Here is a 21,883-nt window from a genome sequence, read left to right on the forward strand (position 1 = left end):
TATGACAGACAGTAAACCAGAACAGGTCGTAATTTATTTACACGGTTTTTTAAGCTCCCCCCAATCAGTCAAGGCCCAACAGACCAAAGCGTTTGTAGATAAACATTACCCTGATATAACCTTTTATATTCCCCAGTTGGACAATCACCCCAAACCGGCCGCTAAAATGTTAGATGAGCTGGTTGCTCGTCACCCGAATGCAGATTTTGGTTTTATTGGAAGCTCTATGGGCGGTTATTTCTCAAGTTACCTGCTTGAACGTTATGGCGGTAAAGCAGTACTGATTAACCCTGCTGTTCAGCCTTACAATTTATTAGCTGATTACTTGGGGGAGCATGTCAATCCTTATACCAAGAAAAGGTTCAGCTTAGATGAATCCCATACTCAAGATTTAACCACCTTTGATACCAAAACATTGGCAAGTCCGCAAAACTACTGGGTGTTATTGCAAACTGCTGATGAAACCTTAGACTATCGTCAAGCAGAGCAGAAATACATGGGCGCAAAATTAACCATAGAAGAGGGCGGTGATCATAGTTTTCAGGGTTATGAGCGTTTCCTTGCTGATATTTTTCAGTTTCTGCTGCACGACTAATTGAAGATTGGTATAACATGGGCGTATTGGCTCTTACCTTCCGCCTAGTCATTTTTATCAACGGCCACAACAAAAATAAGAACTATGTCTAATCAATATAACGCAGATGCAATTGAAGTTTTAAATGGCCTTGACCCGGTCAAACGTCGCCCTGGTATGTACACCGACACCACGCGACCCAATCACCTTAGCCAAGAAGTCATAGATAACAGTGTGGATGAAGCCCTAGGTGGCTTTGCCAGTTCAATTAAAGTGGTACTGCACCCTGACCAATCATTAGAAGTGACCGATGATGGTCGCGGTATGCCTGTGGATATTCACGCAGAAGAGGGCATTTCTGGCGTCGAATTGATTATGACTAAACTGCATGCCGGCGGTAAATTTTCTAACAAAAACTATCAGTTCTCTGGTGGTTTGCACGGCGTGGGTATTTCGGTTGTAAATGCTTTATCTAAACGTGTTGAGGTGAGTATACGCCGCGACGGCAGCGTGTACCAAATAGCGTTTGAGGATGGCGAAAAGGTTGAAGACCTAAAAGTGGTCGACACTTGTGGTAAGCGTAACAGTGGCACCCGTGTACATTTCTGGCCTGATGAGCAATATTTTGATTCAGCTAAGTTCTCTGTCAGCAAGTTACTGCATGTACTGCGCGCAAAAGCCGTTTTGTGTCCAGGTTTACGTATTCGATTTGACGACAAAGTCAGCAAAGAAACGCACGAGTGGTACTTTGAAGACGGCTTAAAAGATTATTTATATCAATCGGTTGGCGAAAGTATCAGCTTGCCAGCGGATGCCCCCTTTGTAGGAGCAGTGAGCGGTAACACTGAAGCCGTTGATTGGGCCGTTATTTGGTTGCCCGAGGGCGGTGAAACGATCACCGAAAGTTACGTAAACCTTATTCCTACTGCACAAGGTGGTACTCACGTAAACGGTTTACGCCAGGGCTTGCTTGAAGCCATGCGTGAGTTTTGTGAATTTCGAAATTTATTGCCCAGAGGTATTAAGTTAACCCCAGAAGACATTTGGGATCGCTGTAGCTATGTGTTGTCCACCAAGATGCAAGACCCGCAATTCGCTGGGCAAATTAAAGAGCGCTTGTCGTCTCGCCAAGCCGCTGCGTTTGTGTCAGGCATAGTCAAAGATGCCTTTAGTTTATGGCTAAATCAACACACCGCTATTGCCGAGCAATTGGCAGAAATGTGTATCAGCAATGCACAAACGCGTTTACGCCAGAGCAAAAAGGTCGCCCGTAAAAAGGTTACTCAAGGCCCAGCATTACCTGGCAAATTAACCGATTGTTCGACTCAAGATACTGGCCGCTCAGAATTGTTCTTAGTGGAAGGGGATTCAGCTGGTGGCTCTGCTAAGCAGGCGAGAGATCGTGAATTCCAAGCGATTATGCCCTTGCGTGGTAAAATTTTGAATAGCTGGGAAGTGGACTCATCCCAAGTACTGGCATCACAAGAAATTCATGATATTTCAGTCGCGTTGGGAATAGACCCTGATTCAGACGACTTAAGTGGCCTACGCTACAATAAAGTGTGCATTCTTGCGGATGCTGATTCCGATGGACTGCATATTGCTACTTTATTGTGTGCTTTGTTCGTAAAGCACTTTAGAGCCTTGGTTGAAAATGGTCATGCCTACGTTGCTATGCCGCCTCTGTTTCGCATCGATGTGGGTAAAGAAGTCTTTTACGCTTTAGATGAAGGGGAGAAGAAGGGCATTTTGGATCGCATTGCAGCAGAGAAAAAACGTGGCAAGGTGAATGTGCAGCGCTTTAAAGGTCTGGGAGAAATGAACCCCCTACAGTTGCGTGAAACGACTATGGATCCAAATACGAGACGTTTGGTGCAACTGACCATAGAAGATCCTACCGAAATGTTAGAAACCATGGATATGTTACTGGCCAAAAAACGCGCTGGTGACAGAAAGTCGTGGTTGGAAAGCAAAGGTAATATGGCTGACGTGTAATTGTTAGCCTCCATCATCTATTTTTAATCTTTTTAGTACGCAAGGACCTAATTTGCTGCGTTTTATTAAATTTTTACTGATTGTATTGGTGCTGCTGATTGGCTTAGGCGTCGGGCTATTTATTGCCAGCGTTGAAGATAAGCCTCTTGTTGTAGCGACAAGCGCTACGCAAGTTGACGATGCTGATTCGGTAAAAGAATTGATTGAACAAATTAAACAGAGCGTGAGAGATCGTACGCTCGACCAGCAAATCCCTCTCACTGAGAACCAACTCAACAGCTTGGTGGGTTTTTTACAGCGCGCGAAGGCGCAATTTCATGGTCAAGCTAACATTACCCCCCTTGCTAGTAGCTTGTCAGCGAGTTACCAACTGCCGCCAAACCCTATCGGGCGCTATGTTAATTTCAGTGCACTCATATTGCCCGGTCAAGGGCTACAATTAGATGAAGTGCGATTAGGCAGTATTGTATTACCTGGTAAACAAACATTGGCAACCCTAATTTGGTTGGTTGATTGGTGGACAAATAGTACGATAGCAAGTCAGTTCGTACAGCAAATTGATAGTATTCGTATGTTTCAGGGCAGTATGGTGATTGCTATGCGCCCGTTAGATGCCTTTCTACGAAACTTAAAAGATCTCAAGCGCGATACTGGTGAGGAATCTGATTTAAGCCTTGCCACTGCCTATTATTTACGTTTTCTCGCTGAACTAGATGTAGGGCAGCGACCCACAGCACAATCATTGGCCCGTTTTATTCAACCACTGTTTGCCGAAGCATTGAGCCGGTCAAACCTAGGAACGGCGGCGGAAGAAAATGAAGCGGCGATTATGGCATTAGCCACGTTTGCCGGGCATCATCGATTTGCTAGTTTTATCGGCGATATACAGCCCAAACCTAAGCGTGTTGCAGTACCGCGCAACATGCCGACCCTTATGCACAGGACTGATTTGAGTCAGCATTTTATCTTCTCGGCCGCCATAAAAGTTTTATCTGAACAGGGTTTGACGGCAGCGATTGGTGAATTTAAGGAGTTAATGGACCGGGGTGCCGGTGGAAGTGGTTATAGCTTTGTCGACCTAGCAGCTGATCATGCAGGTGTGAAGTTTGCGCTTGTGGCGACGGATGAAAAAACGGCGTTTGCGTTGCAAGGTTTGCTATCTGAAAATGCCAGTGAGAGCTCATTCTTCCCTGATACCACTGGATTGCCTGAGAACTTGAATAAATCTGAGTTCACGAAGGAATTCAAACAAGTGGACAGCCCTGAATATAAACGTTTATTAAATGAGATTGACCAACGCATTTCGTTGCTGCCGATGAGTCGATTATCACCGGCCAAGTGATGTGCAGTGGGTATTTGACTATTTAATGGCCCGTTGTTTTTGAGAACACGTTGATGATAACAACGCCGCAGAGAATTAAGCTCATGCCAGCGATGGCCGCTAAGTCGGGCAATTCTTTATAGAAAATCGCGCTGATAAGGGCAATCAGCACTATCCCCATACCAGCCCAAATCGCATAGGCAATCCCTACAGGCACGGTTTTTAGCACTAAAGATAGAAAGTAAAACGCAGTGGCGTAGCCTATCACGCAAATCGCGCTAGAGATGGTGTGATGAAAACCGTCAGAAGCTTTCAGTGCCAAGGTGCCGATAACTTCAGCAATAATGGCCGCCCCTAGGTACCAATATCCTATCGTTATTCCCATGTTCATGTATGCCTTAAATTAGTCTTTAATGCTGACTTGAAATTGGCTCAAAGTGGTATGTAGCAACTCTATTTTTTTAACCACGTTTGGCAAAGCTTGTTTTTGCTCTTCTACGCCGAGTTGGCTTAAGCTAGCGATATCCATGGCTAACTCTTCGACATAGGGTTTGAAAAAGCGACCGTTGGCATCAAAACCTGCGTCATCAGGGAAAATAGCCTGAAATTTACCTTTGCCAGCGCTTTGTAACTTAGCAATGGTTGCGTCGGCATCAATAGACTTGCGATAAATGAGTTGGGCATTTTCAGTTAATTTTTCAATAATTGTTTGCATAGATTCGGCTTAATTGGTTGTTGGGTTAAAGTTTTGGGCGAACTTGCCGATAACGACGAAGAGCGGGCGATTCTGCCTGCTTTTCAACTTTGCTACAAGCAATAGGGGTTCTGGTATGGAAATTCAAGGAGGCGCAGCCTCTGGAGCATCCGGTGCGACGCTAGAAATCAAATCGTTACAGATGGCTAAATTCCAACAGGAACGAGATGGTCAAGCGACGCTTCAGCTTCTGGAATCAGCAGCTGACGTACCATCATCTTCATCAAATCCGAATTTAGGCTCAGTGGTCAACACATTTGCCTAATTAGGGATGAAGATTTAAATCAATTGGCGTTTTACCGGGTTGGCCGCCTATCTCGCGCACGAGTTTAGGCACCAGAAATCCCGGTAGGCGTTTTATCATTTGCGCCATAATGTCTTTAGCAATCTTATCATCTTGATCAAAATGTTGTGCCCCTTGCACTTTGTCCATCACGTGTAGGTAATAAGGCATCACACCGGCATCAAACAATCTTTCGCTTAACGCGACTTGCACATCCGCACTGTCGTTAATGTCTTTGAGCAGCACCCCTTGATTAAGTATGGTTACCCCCGCCTTTGTTAGTTTTTGCAACACTTCTTGTAGCGCAAAGTCGATTTCTTGCGGGTGGTTAATGTGCAGCACCATTACAGGTTTGAGCCGGGTGTTCGTAAACCACTTTATCAGCTGGGGTGTAATGCGAGCAGGGATAACAACAGGCAAGCGGGTGTGAATTCTGATGCGTTTAATATGCGCTATTCCAGCTATTTCATTGGTTAACCATGCTAAAAATTCATCTTTGGCCATCAAAGGGTCGCCGCCAGAATAAATGACTTCGTTAATGTTGCTGTCTTGCTTTATATAGTCGAGTGCTTCTTGCCACTCGTGTTTGTTTAAGTGGTTGTCGGAATAGGGGAAGTGGCGACGAAAACAGTAGCGGCAATTAACGGCACAACCACCGCGGACCAGCAGTAGCACGCGGCTTTTGTACTTGTGTAATACACCAGGTTTTTCGTTTTGCTGTTCTTGCAGCGGGTCCAGTACGTAATTAGGGTCTGTTAAAAATTCTTTTTTGTTTGGAAATACTTGCTTAAAGAGTGCATCGTTCGGGTCACCTTTTTTCATTCTCGCTGCGAATGGGAGAGGCACGCGCATAGGAAATAAGCGACGTGCAGCGATATCGTCGATAAACTCAGTGGGATCTAAATCTAGGTATTTGAGCAAAGACACAGGATCGGAAAATGCATCCGAGAGTTCTTTTTGCCAGTTATTCTCTACAGCAATGAGTTTTTTAGGTATTATTTGTGTCAACTAGATACTCTATACAGTTAATTGATTACGAGGAAGCATGGCTAATATCAGCACTAATGAGTTCAAAGGCGGCGTTAAAATTATGCTCGACGGCGAACCTTGCAACATTCTTGAGAACGAATACGTTAAACCTGGTAAGGGCCAAGCCTTTAACCGCGTTAAGCTAAAGAAGCTTATCTCAGGTAAAACGTTGGAAAAAACCTTTAAATCAGGTGAGTCATTCGAAGCTGCGGACGTCATGGATATGGAGCTTTCATATTTGTATACCGACGGTGAATTCTGGCATTTTATGAATAATGAATCATTTGAGCAAATCGCAGCTGATGATAAAGCCGTTGGTGATTCAGTTAAATGGTTAGTCGAAAATGACAGCTGCACTATTACCTTGTGGAATGGTACACCGATTGTTGTGACTCCTCCTAACTTTGTTGAGCTTGAAATCACCGAAACCGATCCTGGTCTTAAAGGCGATACGGCTGGTACCGGCGGCAAACCCGCTACATTAACTACTGGCGCAGTGGTACGTGTTCCTTTATTCGTACAAACAGGTGAAGTGGTCAAAGTTGATACCCGCAGTGGCGAATACGCATCACGCGCACAGAAGTAATTAACTGATATTGAGGAAAAGCTCACGTTCATGTGAGCTTTTTTATGCCTGCTATTCAAGGAGATTGTATGAAACATGAGCCTCGCCCTTGTTGGCAACCCACTGCTGACGTGGCCACACTTAAGCAAAGAGCGGCTATCATCGCGAATATTCGTCAGTTTTTTGCTGAGCGAGATGTGTGGGAAGTAGAAACACCGAGTCTTAGCAATGCAACGGTGAGCGATTTTCATATGCGCGTGTTTGACACGCAATTTGCTGATCCTATGTCACCACAGCAGCGAACGTTATATCTGCAAACCTCTCCTGAATATGCCATGAAGCGACTGTTATGTGCCGGCAGTGGCGCAATTTTTCAATTAGCCAAAGCATTTCGCAATGAAGAGGCAGGCAAACACCATAATCCCGAATTTACGATGCTAGAGTGGTATCGCCCTGGGTTTGACCATAACCAATTAATGGATGAACTTGATGAGTTGATGCAATCAGTGGTGGGCTGCTTGCCTGCACAGCGTATGAGTTATCAAGACGCCTTTATCAAGTATTTGGATATTGATCCTCTAAGCGCTTCTTTAGCGGTATTAAAAGCAAAGGGATGTGAGCTGGGATACGAGCATATTTGCCGAGACGAGCAAGACAAAGATACTATTTTGCAGCTGCTGTTTAGCCATGAAGTAGAGCCTAATCTTGCTAACAGATGTCCGTGCTTTATTTTCGATTTTCCTGCAAGCCAAGCCGCGTTAGCGCGGATAAGTTTGCAAGATGAACGCGTCGCTGAGCGTTTTGAGCTCTACTACGAAGGGCTTGAGCTGGCGAATGGCTTTCATGAATTGGCCAATGCCCCAGAGCAGCGTCAACGATTTGAGCGAGACAACCAACAACGAAAATCAGCAGGCTTATCTACTGTACCTATCGATGAGTTCTTCTTAGATGCACTTGATGCCGGCTTGCCAGACTGTTCGGGAGTGGCTGTCGGTGTGGATCGACTCGTCATGTTGGCGCTAGGAAAGTCAGATATTCGGCATGTACTGGCGTTTAATTATCAGAATGCATAAATTTCTGCTTTGACACATTCGAAAACCGAATATGTCGTCTATAGTTGTTTAAAGGAAGCCGTATAGACCTATAACAGAATTCATATGCAGATAGTACCCAAGCCCTCCGCGCATCTAGCTGTAGCCTACCAGCAAGCATCTATTAAAAGTAATTTAACCCTCGTTTGGTATTTTTCTATCGTCGCTTTAATCGGCTTTGGTGTGCATTTGCTGCATCATCTTCGTTTGGGATCGGGGGCGTTTAGCCCTGATATGATGCCTTATTTGGCCGTTTATTTATGCAATGTATTGTACGCCCTAGTGAATTTACTTTTACTTCCATCTGCACGGTCAACTAACCATATTTCTTGGCGGACCGGGCTGTTAGAGCTCGTGTACCCTGCGTTTCTCGCTTTTATGGCTACGGTGCTCTCGATATACACCAGCGTGCAAGGCCATGGACCTGTCCCCTTCATTATGGGGATGATGGTCATCGCGATGTTGGTTCAAGGGCATTTGATATTTCTCTATGCGTTGTTGTTTTCGTGCTGGCTTGTTGTCAGCGCAGGTATGCTACAGATGCTACCTATGGAGGAAGCTTCGTCACCGATTTTGACTTGCTTTACAACCATGTTGATTGCGTTTTTTATTGCGCGTTTAGCGGAGCGCACTCGCGTCGATCAATTTGAAATGCTGCAGGAATTACATGAAAAAAACAGCTTACTGGGTGAGTTGGCAGTGCAAGATCCCCTGACCAAGTTAAATAATAGGCGCTATTTTAGCAATAAACTGGAAGTGGAAACTGCACGTAGTTTGCGTTATCAACATCCATTGAGCCTATTAGTTGTTGATGTGGATGATTTCAAAAAAATTAACGACAATGACGGTCATTTAGTTGGGGATGAAGTGCTGATAGAAATTTCGCAGCTTATTGCTCAGCAGTTGCGGGCAGGGGATGTGGTTTGCCGTTACGGTGGTGACGAATTCGTTATCTTGTTAGTGGAGGCATGCGCGGAGCAGTCACGGGAAATTGCGGATCGTATTTGCCAGTCAGTGGATAGGACCAAATTTGGTCGCGCTAGCCACAAAGTCACCGTGAGCATTGGGTATGCACAATATGTCGGGCAGCCTTTGGGTGATTTTATGCAACAAGCTGACAAAATGATGTATACCTCTAAGAAGCGAGGTAAAAATCAGGTCGCTTTCTTTGGGTACGGTATGGGAGCTGAATCCACGGAATAGCGCATTGCTTCCGCTCTACTAAATCCATACCATGTGGTTATGTGATCCCTCCTTAAGTTTAATGCTATGCAACCTACACACAATGATATCCGAAATGCCTATCAGCAAGAGTGGATTACTCTGCAAAATCAATATGATAGCTATGAGAAAGTGGCTGTGGCTATTAAATTAGTCGGAACGGGTTTGGTGGTGGCGGTTTTACTGTTAGGTGCTACTGAATTATTAGCTGTTACCATTATTCTACTTTTTTGGGTGCAAGAAGCTATTTGGAAGACTTTCCAAGGGCGCATAGAGACGCGCCTGTTAGAAACTGAATTAATGCTAGCGCAAAATGCAGAGCTAATGCGCCCTAATACTGCACCCATGCAGTTTAACCGCCATTGGTTATCTTCGCGGCCTAGGGGAGTGGGTCTGCTAGTTGAATACGCTAAATCTGCGCTTCGCCCAACAGTTGCCATGCATTACGTGTTGATGTTCTTTGTCACGCTGGTATTTTATTGCGCTGCTTTTAAGGTATAGCCAACCCATGCCAGCAAAGTGCCTACATCTCAGAACCACTAGGCTAACCATGCGCCTATTAACTGATGATGATGCGGAATTTATACTGAGGTTGGTAAATGAACCAAGCTGGATAAAGTACATAGGAGATAGAAATATACACTCTGTCGAGGATGCCAAACGTTATATTCAAACAGGGCCATTAGCCATGTATGAGCAGCATGGCTATTGTCTCAACTTGGTTGAACGCTTAGCGGATAACGTGCCTGTGGGAATGTGCGGTTTATTAAATAGAGAAACACTGGAATGGCCAGATATTGGCTTTGCATTTTGCGCCGAGTTTCATGGTCAAGGTTTCGCTTTTGAAGCCGCTAAAGCCACATTGAAACATGCACAAGATTCACTGAGGTTAACCCAGATTGCGGCGGTGACCGCACTGGATAACAGACCCTCTATTACACTGCTAAATAAGCTTGGCTTCGCGTTTGTAAAACAAATTCAGTTTGAACAACAAGGCGAAGCAAGTAATTTGTTTTTAAAAGCGTTAGCGTTAAACGGGCGGTAACACGCTTACGCGTTTAATCAGTACGGGCTCAACAGGCACATCAGCCCACCCCCAAGTGGTGTCATAGTCTGTTTCGACCAGTGATATGGCATCGAGTGTATCTGTGCCTTCTACTACATAACCAAAAACGGTATAGCCCCAGTTACGACCCGGATCGAGACTGACGTTGTCATTCATGTTGAAGAAAAACTGCCTGTTTGAAGAATGTGGGTCTTTCTGGCGTGCCATGGCAATAGTGTACATTTCATTTTTCAAACCATTACCTGATTCATTGATTATATCTGGGAACGACGGCTTCTCAGCAAAATCAATATCGTATCCTCCGCCTTGAACCACAAAATTAGCCACGATTCGGTGAAAAATAGTGTCTTCGTAACTGCGCTTGTCTACGTAACGTAAAAAATTATTAACCGCGATAGGGGCTTTTGAGCGGTCGAGTTCAACTGTGATGTCACCCATGGAGGTCTCAATTTTTACCCTAGGATAAAAATTATCGGCTTGTATTTGGCTGCCATCGTCCTTTGGCTTCGCAACGGCAGACATACTGATAAGAAAAATACTGATACACAGGGCGCGCAACATACTGGCCTCCTAATTACTTTTTGATTGCTGACAAAATACTGAATTTACGGTCACTTGCAAGTACCTTGTAGTGACCGAAAAGGCGCTTAATGGTTTGTGGGTAATCTAAATGCCGATTGCCAACAACGCGCAACTCCCCAGCATGTTTAAGAATGCGTTTACTGTCTTTGAACATCTGCAGGGCGATATGATCGGTAATGGTATTTTGTTGATGAAAGGGGGGGTTGCATAAAACGATATCAACTGTCGCCTCGTTTTCGCCAGATGATAGGTACTCTTCTAAACAGTTACTCACAATAAACTCACACTGACCGAGTTTGTCTGGCATGTTTTGTTCGATGTTCATTTTTGCAGAAGCAATGGCCATAAAAGACTCGTCTACAAAAATGACGTGAGCGTCCGGTGATTTATGCAATACATGCAGGCCCAATACCCCGTTACCGCAACCTAGATCGACGATGCGCTTGTGATTGGCATCCGGCAGATGGGCAAGTAATACCCGCGCACCTATATCTAACTGTTGGCGGGAGAAAACGTTCGCAAGGTTGCTAATAGTAAAGAGCGTGTTGTCGGTTTTCCATTTTGTGGGATAGGGGCTAACACTTTGTTTAACGCCGTCGTATTGGCAGAATATCAAGCGTGACTTTTTCTTAGCCAAAGATGTGGTGGTTACCCCAAGGTGCTTTTCAAACAATGCCAACGTTGACTTTTGAATAGCATTGGCTTTGCCTGCTGCGATGACGCGTGTTTCAGGGGTAACTGACGATTGTAAATCAATGAGTTGCTGTTCTAATAAAGCGAGGGTTTTAGGAACTTTTATTAAAACTAGATCAGCCTTTTTATTGACTTGATACATACTGTTCTGAGCATTAACACTGTCGATGGGAAGATGGTTGCGTTCAAGGTTTAAGGCCAGGGCCTTATGTGCGACAAAAGAATCGCTTATCCACAGGGGAGCGTTATTTGTTGCAAACCAAACGCCCAGTGCACCGAAATCATCATTGTATATTTGGATATTGAGCCCATTAAGATCCGTGATATTCTGCGCCACGTATTCCATCAAGTATTCATCAGCTGAATCCCATGCTTGCCAGCTGACATGTTGATTTTCAGCAGGATATCTCAATAATTCGTAGCTATGGTCTAAAAGCGTAAGTTCTGTTTTCATTTCATTCTTATATATCGAGGTTGGTTTGCAACAATCTAGTTTATTCCCGTCAGCTTCTTCTGATGAGGCTGAAATACTGCCTTTGCCAGACGGAGACTTTCGCTATTTTCAACATTTTTTGTCCAGTCAAGAATCGGATACTTATTACAAACGGCTTCTTGAGTCATTAGCTTGGCGACAAGATGATATCAAAATGTACGGTAAACAGGTTAAAATCCCGCGCTTGCAAGCATGGTATGGTGATGAGGACGCGCTTTATCAGTATTCAGGCCTTGATTTGCCGCCTATTCCTTGGACCGAAGAATTACATACCCTGAAAGTACGGTGTGAAAAAGCCAGTGAAAGTGTTTTTAACTCTGTATTGGCTAATTGTTATCGTGACGGTCAGGATAGTATGGCTTGGCATAGTGATGACGAACCTGAGTTAGGTAATCGACCGGTTATTGCTTCGTTGAGTTTGGGGCAGGTGCGAAATTTTGATTTGAAGCATCGAACGAGTGGGCAAAGACACAGGCTGCCTTTGGAGCACGGCAGTCTGTTCATTATGGCTGGCAATTCCCAAACACATTGGTTGCACAGTTTAGCTAAGACGACAAAGTCGCTGGCACCACGTATCAATCTAACATTTCGTTTGGTCACACCAAGTTTGCGTCGCTAACGAAATTCACTTACTCCTTCGGCAAGGCCGGACAAAGGGCAAAAAATGACAATACAACAATCAATCGAGCGCAAATTACAGGCCGGATTCACCCCAGTACATTTGGAGGTCGTTAACGAAAGCTTTATGCACAATGTACCTGAGGGTTCTGAAAGCCACTTCAAGGTCGTTATTGTCAGCGATGAATTTGGCGGCAAACGCTTGATTGGACGTCACCGTGCGGTAAATCAAGTTTTGGCCGATGAGCTAACTAATGATATTCATGCGTTAGCTATTCACACTTACACCCAAGAAGAGTGGAATACGTTACAGCAGCAATCGCCTGATTCACCAAATTGTCTTGGTGGTTCTAAATCATAAAGGCGCGAAATAATGGAAAAAATGACGGATTTTTAATGATCATGTATGGTTATGAAGCTATATCGCATTAAAACAATAATTTATGAGGTTCGTTATTATGCAGAAAGTCAATCCACTTAATTTAATCTTGGCTATTTTTATACCTCCTTTGGGGGCATTGCTCCAAGTAGGCTTGAGCGCACATTTTTTCTTGAATATTTTACTTACTCTTTTTGGTGTACTGCCTGGCGTGATCCACGCGGTATGGCTTGTTCTAAAAAATAAATAACCGCCCTTAATGTGTCGGTGTTCGATCTGCTCAGAGTTGTTTAATTATTCTGGGCATTTACAATGTACGCCGCTCTTTTTATAGGAAAAATGAATATGGTTATTAAGCCAAAGATCCGTGGCTTTATTTGTACAAATGCTCACCCTGAAGGTTGCGCAGCAAGTGTTGCTCAACAAATCGAATATGTCTCCTCTCAGGGGGATCTCGGAAGCGGACCTAAAAATGTATTAGTAATTGGTTCTTCAACCGGTTATGGGTTGGCCTCGCGCATTGTGTCCGCTTTTGGTTACGGCGCGAACACTTTGGGTGTCTGTTTTGAAAAGGCGCCGAGTGAGCGTAAAACGGCTACGGCAGGTTGGTATAACACCGCTGCTTTTCATAAAGAAGCGAAAGCGAAGGGTCTGTTTGCCCAGACCATAAACGGCGATGCATTTTCTAAAGAGATAAAATCCCAAGCAATCGAGACCATCAAGCGTGAGATGGGTCAGGTTGATTTAGTGATATACAGTTTAGCATCTCCACGTCGCACAGATCCCGAAACGGGAGAAGTATATAAGTCTACCTTGAAACCTGTGGGGCAAGCTTATACCACTAAAACCTATGATACGGATAAAGACCGAATCCATGATATTTCTCTTGAGCCTGCCAATGAAGATGAAATTGCTCAAACAATTAAAGTCATGGGCGGCGAGGATTGGGAGCTATGGTTAGAAGCCTTAGCAGAAGCAGACTTGCTTGCCGATGGCTGTAAAACCACAGCTTATACTTATATTGGCAAAGAGCTAACGTGGCCGATTTACGGGCAAGCGACCATTGGCAAAGCGAAAGAAGATTTGGATCGCGCAGCGGCAGCCATCGTTAGCAAAAATCAAGAAAAGCACGTTGAAGCCTATGTATCTTCATTGAAAGCACTTGTTACTCAAGCAAGTTCGGCTATTCCTGTTATGCCACTGTATATCTCACTTATTTATAAGGTGATGAAGGAAGAGGGCACTCACGAAGGGTGTATTGAACAAATCAAAGGTTTGTTTACTGAGCGTTTGTTTGCACAATCTCCCGCGTTAGACGAGCAAGGCCGTTTGCGCATGGATGGCAAAGAAACAAATGAGGCTACGCAGGCTAAGATCAAAGCATTGTGGGACCAAGTTACGCAAGAAAACTTCCATGAGCTAAGTGATTACGCCGGTTATCATCATGAGTTCTTAAAGCTTTTCGGTTTTGATGTCGAAGGTGTCGATTACGAAAAAGAACAAAATACGTTAGCCGATTGGGAATAATCGTCTACTATTTGGTATAAAAAACCGCCTCAATAAGGCGGTTTTTTTATGCCTTTGAAGTAGATGCAAATAAGAGTTATTCGCATGCCCTGCAATGCTGAATGTAAACAACTTGTTGCAATATGGCTCTCTGCGGATAAGAAGCGGATAATGACGATAAAATACACTAAAAAAATTGTGCTTAAGCACATTTGGCATGGCAGAACCGGTAGGGATAATGTTAAAATTCCGGAGTTAGATTAAGTGGGAAATTCATATCCACAGAATCTCTGCAAAAGAGTGCAAGAAAACACAGCGCTTAATTAAACTAATAAACATGACTTCGTCAGTTAGTTAATTAAGCGATTACATTTACAAAATAACATCAAAAATACTCATCACGAATAGGTTTTTTGTCAACAAGTTGCTTACTTGGGTGGCATGTAGCTGAAAGGCTAACCGTGATGTGTATTGACTTTAGAGTAGTGCTATTGCGTATGATTAAAATCAAGAAAGGGTTAGATCTTCCGATTACGGGAGCGCCAGAACAAAAGATTCATGACGGTCCAGCGATTACTAAGGTTGCTGTGCTAGGTGAAGAGTACATTGGTATGCGTCCAACCATGCATGTTCAGGTTGGCGATAAAGTGCAGAAAGGCCAGATGCTTTTCGAAGACAAAAAGAATCCAGGTGTGAAGTTCACAGCACCTGCTTCTGGTAGTGTCATCGAAGTTAACCGTGGCGCAAAACGTGTTTTGCAGTCAGTGGTTATTCAAGTTGAAGGTGATGACGCAGTAGAATTCGACAAATATGCCGAATCTGAGCTGTCATCTATAGCGGCCGACAAAGTGCAACACAATCTAGTGGAATCTGGATTATGGACTGCACTGCGTACGCGTCCTTATAGCAAAACCCCTGCCCTTGACAGCAAACCTCACTCCATATTCGTTAGCGCGATGGATACTAATCCATTAGCTGGCGATCCTGCAGTTATTATTGCCCCGCGTAGTGCAGATTTTATCAATGGTTTACGTGTTATCTCGCGTTTGACTGAAGGTAAGGTGTTTGTGAGTAAAGCGCCCGGTGCTGATATTCCAGTAGGGGACGTAAAAGTTGACGTGAACGAATTTGCCGGACCACACCCTGCGGGTTTAGTGGGCACGCATATTCATCACCTAGATACTGTTGGTGCTGCCAAGAAAGTTTGGCATATCAACTACCAAGATGTGATTGCGGTTGGTGCGTTATTTACAACAGGCAAGTTGAATAACGAGCGTGTTATTGCCCTAGGCGGCCCCGCTGCTAAGAACCCGCGTTTAATTAAAACCGTGTTAGGTGCAAGTGTCAGTGAGTTGACCTCTGGTGAAACCACTGAAGGTGAAGTTCGCACAATTTCAGGGTCGGTTTTACAAGGTAATAACGCCCATGGCGTTCATGGTTATGTGGGTCGTTACCATGTTCAGCTTTCACTTCTTAGTGAAGGCCGCGAAAAAGAATTCCTAGGTTGGATTAAGCCAGGTGCCAATCAGCACTCTGTGACCCGTGCATACCTTGCACATTTTAGCCCTAAGAAATTATTCAATATGACAACCACCACTAATGGTTCAGACCGCTCTATGGTACCAATTGGTAACTATGAGCGTGTTATGCCGTTAGATATTTTACCAACATTATTGTTGCGTGATTTGATTTCTGGTGACACTGATAGTGCTCAAACATTAGGTTGTTTAGAGTTAGACGAAGAAGATTTAGCGCTTTGTACCTATGTTTGCCCTGGTAAATATAATTACGGGCCGATCTTGCGCGATAGTCTAGACAAGATTGAGAAAGAGGGTTAACTCATGGGTTTAAAAGCATATTTAGAGAAAATTGAACCTAACTTTGAAGCAGGTGGTAAATACGAAAAATGGTACGCGCTTTACGAAGCCGCAGCGACCATTTTTTACACTCCTGGTAAAGTTAACAAAGCCGGTACGCACGTACGTGACAGTATCGACTTAAAACGTATTATGATCTTGGTCTGGGCTGCAACATTCCCAGCAATGTTTTACGGTATGTATAACATAGGTCAGCAGGCGCATAGCGTTATTCTTAATGCCGGCGCTTCAATGCCTGATATGTGGCAAGCGGCGTTATTTACGGCATTAGGCGGTCAAATTGGCCTTGAGTCTACCGGTGGATTAGCCATGTTCCTTTACGGTGCATGCTTCTTCTTACCTATCTACGCAGTGACCTTTATTGTGGGTGGCTTCTGGGAAGTACTGTTTGCCTCTGTGCGTAAGCATGAAGTTAACGAAGGCTTCTTTGTTACCTCAGTACTTTTCGCATTAACTTTGCCAGCGACTATCCCTTTATGGCAGGTGGCGCTGGGTATTACCTTTGGTGTGGTGATTGCGAAAGAAGTCTTTGGCGGCACAGGTCGTAACTTCTTAAACCCTGCGCTTTCTGGTCGTGCGTTCCTATATTTTGCTTATCCGGCACAAATTTCAGGCGATGCAATTTGGACGGCTGCTGATGGTTTCTCAGGGGCGACTTGGTTAAGCCAAGCGGCTGCAGGCAACGTTACCGATTGGTCTTTAAATGCTGATTGGTGGGATGCCTTCTTCGGAAATATCCAAGGTTCTGTAGGTGAAGTATCGTCTCTAGCTATCTTGCTGGGTGGATTGTTCATTATTTATATGCGTATTGCTTCATGGCGTATCGTGTTAGGTGTGCTACTAGGCGGGGCGGTATTCAGTACTTTGCTTAACGTTATTGGCAGTGACACAAATGCTATGTTTGCTATGCCTTGGTACTGGCACGTAGTCACCGGTGGGTTCGCCTTTGGTATGTTCTTTATGGCGACCGATCCTGTTTCTGCATCATTCACAAATAGCGCTAAATGGGCTTACGGTTTCTTAATCGGTTTAATGTGTGTATTGATTCGTGTGCTTAACCCTGCTTTCCCTGAAGGTATGATGTTGGCAATCTTGTTTGCGAATTTATGGGCTCCACTATTCGATTATTTCGTCGCTCAAAGCAATATTAAACGGAGGATGGCACGTGTCGGCTAAAAAAGAAACTTTAGGCAAAACGGTCGGCGTTGTTATCGCCGTATGTTTAGTTTGCTCGGTTATTGTATCTACGGCGGCGGTTAGCCTTCGTTCACAGCAAGAAGCAAACGCTAAGCTAGATAAGCAAACGAATATCTTAGAATCTGCTGGCTTACTTGAAGCAGGGCAGAGTAAAGAGCAAATCGCAGCAACCTATGCAGATCGCGTACAAGAAAAATTCGTTGATTTAGAGACGGGTGAGTACGTTGAGAAAGACGCTGATTACGATATGTATAAAGCAGCGCGTAACCCAGATGAGAGTATCAAGCCTGTACCTGATACCGCTGGGATTTTACGCCGCCCTAACGTAGCGAGTGTGTATTTAATTTCTAATCCTGACGGTGAAGTGACACGTATTGTGTTGCCTATCAACGGCAGTGGTTTATGGAACTTAATGTATGCCATGTTGGCTGTTGACTCTGACGGTAATACCGTTCGTGAACTAGTTTATTATGATCAAAAGGAAACTCCTGGTCTTGGCGGTGAAGTTCAGAACCCTGAATGGAAAGCGAAGTGGGATGGTAAGAAATTGTATAAAAATGGCGAAGTGGCTATTGATGTGACTAAGGGAGCAAATGCAAATGACCCTTATGAAGTTGATGCTTTGTCAGGTGCGACGCTAACCAGTAATGGCGTACAAAATACACTTGATTATTGGCTGGGTGAGAATGGCTTCGGTCCTTACCTTAAAAACCAACCATGGAAATCGTGAGAGACTAGACAATGGCTGATACTAAAGAAATGAAAAAGGTATTGTTTGGGCCGATCCTAGACAATAACCCAATAGCACTGCAAATACTGGGCGTATGTTCTGCATTAGCGGTAACCACTAAGTTAGAAACGGCATTAGTAATGTCACTTGCCCTTACTGCGGTAACGGCATTCTCTAACTTGTTTATCTCTATGATTCGTTCGCAGATACCTTCATCAGTGCGTATTATCGTACAGATGACAATTATTGCCTCTTTGGTAATCGTAGTAGATCAAATCCTGAAAGCTTATTCTTACGAGATATCGAAACAGCTATCGGTATTCGTTGGTTTGATTATCACCAACTGTATCGTAATGGGGCGCGCAGAAGCGTTTGCTATGAAAAGTCCACCATTTATCAGTTTCCTTGACGGGATTGGTAATGGCTTAGGCTACTCGTTTGTATTGATTGTAATCGGTACTATTAAAGAGTTGTTCGGTTTCGGTACTATTCTTGGTTTCGAAATTTTGCCACTCATTCAAAATGGCGGTTGGTATCAAGGTAATGGTTTATTGATTTTACCTTTCAGCTCGTTCTTCTTAATCGGTGGTTTAATTTGGTTCATCAGAACTATTAAGCCTGAACAAGTAGAGCCTAAGGAGTAATTTCGTGGAACAATATCTTAGTTTATTTATCCGTTCTATCTTCCTAGAAAACATGGCGTTGTTCTATTTCTTGGGTATGTGTACTTTCTTGGCAGTATCAAAGAAAGTAAAAACGGCGATGGGTCTGGGCGTTGCGGTTATCGTAGTATTGACGATTTCTGTACCTGTTAACCAACTTGTGTATGCCAATATCCTTGCGCCTGGCGCACTAGGTTGGGCTGGCTTTCCTGACACCGATTTGAGTTTCTTAAGCTTTCTGACTTTTATCGGTGTCATTGCTGCTTTGGTTCAAATTCTTGAAATGACGTTAGATAAGTTTTTCCCTGCGCTATACAACGCGTTAGGTATTTTCTTACCTTTGATCACTGTTAACTGTGCCATTTTTGGTGGCGTAGCATTCGCTGTCCAGCGTGATTACACCTTCACCGAAAGTATCTTCTACGGTGCTGGTAGTGGTGCTGGTTGGGCATTAGCGATTACGTTACTTGCAGCAGTGCGTGAGAAACTTAAGTATGCAGATATGCCAGAAGGCGTTCGTGGTTTAGGTTCCGTATTTATGATTGCAGGATTAATGGCATTGGGCTTCCAGTCATTTTCTGGCGTATCAATTTAATCGAAACCGAATAGGAGTATTTAGATGTTAGACATTTATCTTGGCGTAGGAATGTTTATTGCCATCGTTCTAGCTTTGGTTTTGATCATTATGTTTGCCAAATCCAAGTTAGTGCCAGAAGGCGAAGTGACCATTTCTATCAATGGTGATCCAGACAAAGCAATCACTGCTCAACCTGGTGACAAGTTATTAGGTGCCTTAGCAAACTCAGGCATATTCGTATCGTCAGCTTGTGGTGGCGGTGGTTCTTGTGGTCAATGTCGAGTAGATATTAAAGCAGGCGGTGGTGAAATTTTACCGACTGAGCTTGACCACATTAGCAAGCGTGAAGCGAAAGAAGGCTGCCGTTTATCGTGCCAGGTTTCTATTAAGCAAGACATGGACATCGAGCTACCAGAAGAGATTTTTGGTATCAAGAAGTGGGATTGTGAAGTTATCTCTAACGATAACAAAGCGACCTTCATTAAAGAGCTTAAACTTAAAATCCCTAATGGTGAAAGTGTGCCTTTCCGTGCCGGTGGTTATATTCAAATTGAAGCTCCACCTCACCATGTTAAATACAAAGACTTCGATGTACCTGAAGAGTATCGTGGTGACTGGGAGCGTTTTGGCTTTTTTGATATTGAATCAAAAGTGGATGACGAAACGATTCGTGCATATTCAATGGCTAACTACCCAGAAGAAGAAGGCATTATCATGTTGAACGTGCGTGTGGCTTCACCACCGCCAAACAACTTGTCTTTACCTGCAGGTAAAATGTCATCTTATATCTGGAGCTTGAAAGAAGGCGACAAAGCCACTATTTCTGGCCCATTTGGTGAGTTCTTCGCTAAGAAGACCGACGCTGAGATGGTATTTATCGGTGGTGGTGCTGGAATGGCGCCAATGCGTTCGCATATCTTTGACCAACTTCGTCGTCTTAAAACAGATCGTAAAATTTCGTTCTGGTATGGCGCGCGTTCATTACGCGAAATGTTCTATGTAGAAGATTTCGATATGTTGCAAGAGGAAAACGACAACTTTAAGTGGCATGTTGCTTTGTCTGATCCACAACCAGAAGATAACTGGGAAGGTATGACAGGCTTTATCCACCAAGTATTGTTGGAAAACTATCTTAAAGATCACCCAGCTCCAGAAGACTGTGAGTTTTATATGTGTGGTCCTCCTATGATGAACGCAGCTGTTATCAGTATGCTGAAAGACTTAGGTGTTGAAGATGAAAACATCATGCTTGATGACTTCGGTGGTTAATTAGCTATCACTTGATAGTGAATTAAACCGAGTTAACAACACATGTAAATAAGGGACTTCGGTCCCTTTTTTTATTTAGGTGAAAAATGAAAATGGGTGATAGCGGTAAGACTAAGTTCTTTGGCTTTATCTTATGGATATGGCTACTAAGCGGTTGTAGTCAAGCGCCAATAGAGACACATTTAGCGGGTCATACCATGGGCACGACTTACAATGTGAAGTTTGTGAATAGAAACGACTTAAATGAACAAAAGTTACATGACGACATCGATGCTGTATTGGTGAAAGTAAATGAATTGATGTCGACTTACGACCCCAATTCAGAATTATCACGATTCAATCAGTGGAAGAGTGAAGCACCCTTTGAGTTATCTTCAGAAACATTGAAGGTGATGCAGGAAGCGAAGCGCTTGGGTGAATTAAGTCATGGTGTACTTGATGTAACCGTAGGGCCGTTGGTTAACCTTTGGGGCTTTGGCCCTGACGCGAAACCTGAGAAACGCCCCAGCGAACAAACCGTGGCAGAAATCAAAGCTCGTACCGGTTTAGATAAATTGACTTTACTTGATAACGGGGCCCAAAAATCTGAAATTGATTTGTATGTAGACCTGTCTACTATTGCTAAGGGCTATGGTGTCGACGTAGTAGCTGAGTTGTTGGATAAAAAGGGCCTGCATGATTACTTGGTAGAGATTGGTGGCGAAATGCGTGTCTCGGGGCGCAAAGCAAGCGGGACAGAATGGCGTATAGCTGTTGAAAAACCTGTTACGGTTGAGCGCGCGGTGCAAGAAATAATTTCGATAGGTACAAACGCCATTGCAACCTCAGGAGATTATCGTAACTACTTTGAAGAAGATGGTGTGCGATATTCCCACTTAATAGACCCACGTACAGGCGCACCTATCACGCACAATCTGGTCGCTGTGACTGTGGTGCATCCGTCGTCAATGACGGCAGACGGGCTAGCGACAGCGCTCATCGTGATGGGCAAAGAAGAAGCCCTTAACGTGGCGTTACAGAATGATTTAGCGGTATTAATGATCACACGAGAAAACGGCGAGTTTAAAGAGTATACTACGCCAAAATTTGAACCCTTCATTAATCGCCAATAGTTATAATCGAAAATGACCAATTCGGAGTGATATTTTGAGTACTTTTATCTTAGCATTCGTATTTTTTCTCATCGTAGCAGTAGCTATGTCTCTCGGCTACTTAGTGCAGCGCAAAGCGATAGCAGGTAGTTGCGGCGGTTTAGGCGCCTTGGGTATTGATAAAGCCTGTGATTGCCCAGAGCCATGTGATCGCAAAAAAGCCCGCTTAGAGCGAGAAGAAGCGCGTCAAGCCAAGCTGAATGAGTGGAAGCAAAACCAAATTCTTTAAGCTGTGTTGCTAGAAAATAAC

At 44.0% G+C, this 21,883-nt stretch carries 26 protein-coding genes; 21 read left to right on the forward strand and 5 right to left on the reverse strand.

Annotated elements, in window-relative coordinates:
• Window position 1 precedes the first annotated feature (1 nt).
• The 3 genes from GMES_RS10395 (at window position 2) to GMES_RS10405 (ending at window position 3,911) form a co-directional block, all read left to right on the forward strand.
• Window positions 2-595 carry a YqiA/YcfP family alpha/beta fold hydrolase gene (locus GMES_RS10395; RefSeq protein ID WP_006992632.1) on the forward strand — a complete coding sequence of 198 codons (594 nt, stop codon included), beginning with the start codon at window positions 2-4 and terminating at the stop codon, window positions 593-595.
• Between the two features lie 84 nt (window positions 596-679).
• Entirely contained in the window at window positions 680-2,569 is a 1,890-nt protein-coding gene (parE, locus tag GMES_RS10400) for a DNA topoisomerase IV subunit B (RefSeq protein WP_006992633.1), read from the forward strand.
• Between the two features lie 52 nt (window positions 2,570-2,621).
• Complete coding sequence (locus GMES_RS10405; protein ID WP_006992634.1) at window positions 2,622-3,911, forward strand: YfiM family lipoprotein; 1,290 nt, start codon at window positions 2,622-2,624, stop codon at window positions 3,909-3,911.
• A 22-nt stretch (window positions 3,912-3,933) separates the two neighbouring features.
• Here GMES_RS10405 and GMES_RS10410 read toward each other — a convergent pair whose 3' ends face one another.
• Window positions 3,934-4,275: a DMT family transporter gene (locus tag GMES_RS10410; protein ID WP_006992635.1), complete on the reverse strand. Its 342-nt coding sequence runs from the start codon at window positions 4,273-4,275 to the stop codon at window positions 3,934-3,936.
• 18 nt (window positions 4,276-4,293) lie between these two features.
• On the reverse strand, window positions 4,294-4,605 hold the full coding sequence (locus GMES_RS10415; RefSeq protein WP_006992636.1) for a hypothetical protein: 312 nt from the start codon (window positions 4,603-4,605) through the stop codon (window positions 4,294-4,296).
• A gap of 115 nt (window positions 4,606-4,720) precedes the next feature.
• On the opposite strand from GMES_RS10415, the gene GMES_RS10420 reads away from it, so the two are divergent.
• Window positions 4,721-4,909 carry a hypothetical protein gene (locus GMES_RS10420; protein WP_006992637.1) on the forward strand — a complete coding sequence of 63 codons (189 nt, stop codon included), beginning with the start codon at window positions 4,721-4,723 and terminating at the stop codon, window positions 4,907-4,909.
• Here the strand turns inward: GMES_RS10420 and epmB are convergent, their stop codons facing one another.
• Window positions 4,910-5,935, reverse strand: coding sequence for an EF-P beta-lysylation protein EpmB (gene epmB / locus GMES_RS10425; RefSeq protein WP_006992638.1), 1,026 nt, complete (start codon window positions 5,933-5,935; stop codon window positions 4,910-4,912). It abuts the gene before it with no gap.
• Window positions 5,936-5,972: 37 nt separating this feature from the next.
• Here epmB and efp point away from each other — a divergent pair, with 37 nt between their 5' ends.
• The 5 genes from efp to GMES_RS10450 all read left to right on the forward strand — a co-directional run bounded on the left by efp (window position 5,973) and on the right by GMES_RS10450 (window position 9,878).
• Entirely contained in the window at window positions 5,973-6,542 is a 570-nt protein-coding gene (efp, locus tag GMES_RS10430) for an elongation factor P (protein ID WP_006992639.1), read from the forward strand.
• Window positions 6,543-6,610: 68 nt separating this feature from the next.
• A complete protein-coding gene (epmA, locus tag GMES_RS10435; RefSeq protein ID WP_006992640.1) occupies window positions 6,611-7,594 on the forward strand; it encodes an elongation factor P--(R)-beta-lysine ligase in 984 nt (327 codons plus the stop codon).
• 84 nt (window positions 7,595-7,678) lie between these two features.
• Window positions 7,679-8,815, forward strand: coding sequence for a GGDEF domain-containing protein (locus GMES_RS10440; protein WP_006992641.1), 1,137 nt, complete (start codon window positions 7,679-7,681; stop codon window positions 8,813-8,815).
• 66 nt (window positions 8,816-8,881) lie between these two features.
• The gene (locus GMES_RS10445) at window positions 8,882-9,334 is read left to right on the forward strand and encodes a hypothetical protein (protein WP_006992642.1); all 453 of its coding nucleotides are present in this window, start codon (window positions 8,882-8,884) and stop codon (window positions 9,332-9,334) included.
• A gap of 49 nt (window positions 9,335-9,383) precedes the next feature.
• A complete protein-coding gene (locus GMES_RS10450; protein WP_006992643.1) occupies window positions 9,384-9,878 on the forward strand; it encodes a GNAT family N-acetyltransferase in 495 nt (164 codons plus the stop codon).
• Here GMES_RS10450 and GMES_RS10455 read toward each other — a convergent pair.
• Window positions 9,864-10,460, reverse strand: coding sequence for a peptidylprolyl isomerase (locus GMES_RS10455; RefSeq protein WP_006992644.1), 597 nt, complete (start codon window positions 10,458-10,460; stop codon window positions 9,864-9,866). The genes GMES_RS10450 and GMES_RS10455 overlap by 15 nt on opposite strands.
• Window positions 10,461-10,473: 13 nt before the next feature.
• Window positions 10,474-11,628, reverse strand: coding sequence for a methyltransferase (locus GMES_RS10460; RefSeq protein WP_006992645.1), 1,155 nt, complete (start codon window positions 11,626-11,628; stop codon window positions 10,474-10,476).
• 25 nt (window positions 11,629-11,653) lie between these two features.
• Between GMES_RS10460 and GMES_RS10465 the strand changes: the two genes are divergently transcribed.
• The 12 genes from GMES_RS10465 (at window position 11,654) to nqrM (ending at window position 21,862) form a co-directional block, all read left to right on the forward strand.
• Window positions 11,654-12,286 carry an alpha-ketoglutarate-dependent dioxygenase AlkB family protein gene (locus GMES_RS10465; protein WP_006992646.1) on the forward strand — a complete coding sequence of 211 codons (633 nt, stop codon included), beginning with the start codon at window positions 11,654-11,656 and terminating at the stop codon, window positions 12,284-12,286.
• Window positions 12,287-12,331: 45 nt separating this feature from the next.
• Window positions 12,332-12,646 (forward strand): transcriptional regulator BolA, encoded by a 315-nt coding sequence (gene bolA, locus GMES_RS10470; RefSeq protein ID WP_006992647.1) that lies wholly within the window; start codon window positions 12,332-12,334, stop codon window positions 12,644-12,646.
• A 97-nt stretch (window positions 12,647-12,743) separates the two neighbouring features.
• Window positions 12,744-12,914 carry a YqaE/Pmp3 family membrane protein gene (locus tag GMES_RS22245; protein ID WP_006992648.1) on the forward strand — a complete coding sequence of 57 codons (171 nt, stop codon included), beginning with the start codon at window positions 12,744-12,746 and terminating at the stop codon, window positions 12,912-12,914.
• 95 nt (window positions 12,915-13,009) lie between these two features.
• Window positions 13,010-14,191 carry an enoyl-ACP reductase FabV gene (gene fabV / locus GMES_RS10480; RefSeq protein WP_006992649.1) on the forward strand — a complete coding sequence of 394 codons (1,182 nt, stop codon included), beginning with the start codon at window positions 13,010-13,012 and terminating at the stop codon, window positions 14,189-14,191.
• Window positions 14,192-14,667: 476 nt separating this feature from the next.
• Complete coding sequence (locus GMES_RS10485) at window positions 14,668-16,008, forward strand: Na(+)-translocating NADH-quinone reductase subunit A (RefSeq protein WP_039987254.1); 1,341 nt, start codon at window positions 14,668-14,670, stop codon at window positions 16,006-16,008.
• Window positions 16,009-16,011: 3 nt separating this feature from the next.
• Window positions 16,012-17,223, forward strand: coding sequence for an NADH:ubiquinone reductase (Na(+)-transporting) subunit B (locus tag GMES_RS10490; RefSeq protein ID WP_006992651.1), 1,212 nt, complete (start codon window positions 16,012-16,014; stop codon window positions 17,221-17,223).
• The gene (locus GMES_RS10495; protein WP_006992652.1) at window positions 17,213-17,974 is read left to right on the forward strand and encodes a Na(+)-translocating NADH-quinone reductase subunit C; all 762 of its coding nucleotides are present in this window, start codon (window positions 17,213-17,215) and stop codon (window positions 17,972-17,974) included. Before GMES_RS10490 ends, GMES_RS10495 begins: the two co-directional genes overlap by 11 nt.
• 11 nt (window positions 17,975-17,985) lie before the next feature.
• Window positions 17,986-18,618 carry an NADH:ubiquinone reductase (Na(+)-transporting) subunit D gene (locus GMES_RS10500; protein WP_006992653.1) on the forward strand — a complete coding sequence of 211 codons (633 nt, stop codon included), beginning with the start codon at window positions 17,986-17,988 and terminating at the stop codon, window positions 18,616-18,618.
• A 4-nt stretch (window positions 18,619-18,622) separates the two neighbouring features.
• Window positions 18,623-19,231, forward strand: a complete 609-nt coding sequence (nqrE, locus tag GMES_RS10505) for an NADH:ubiquinone reductase (Na(+)-transporting) subunit E (protein WP_006992654.1) — start codon at window positions 18,623-18,625, stop codon at window positions 19,229-19,231.
• Between the two features lie 24 nt (window positions 19,232-19,255).
• A complete protein-coding gene (gene nqrF / locus GMES_RS10510) occupies window positions 19,256-20,482 on the forward strand; it encodes an NADH:ubiquinone reductase (Na(+)-transporting) subunit F (RefSeq protein WP_006992655.1) in 1,227 nt (408 codons plus the stop codon).
• Window positions 20,483-20,568: 86 nt separating this feature from the next.
• Window positions 20,569-21,594 carry an FAD:protein FMN transferase gene (locus tag GMES_RS10515; protein WP_006992656.1) on the forward strand — a complete coding sequence of 342 codons (1,026 nt, stop codon included), beginning with the start codon at window positions 20,569-20,571 and terminating at the stop codon, window positions 21,592-21,594.
• Window positions 21,595-21,628: 34 nt separating this feature from the next.
• Entirely contained in the window at window positions 21,629-21,862 is a 234-nt protein-coding gene (gene nqrM / locus GMES_RS10520) for a (Na+)-NQR maturation NqrM (protein ID WP_033186607.1), read from the forward strand.
• Window positions 21,863-21,883: the final 21 nt, after the last annotated feature.

The sequence above is a fragment of the Paraglaciecola mesophila KMM 241 genome, from assembly GCF_000315015.1.
GTDB lineage: Bacteria > Pseudomonadota > Gammaproteobacteria > Enterobacterales > Alteromonadaceae > Paraglaciecola > Paraglaciecola mesophila.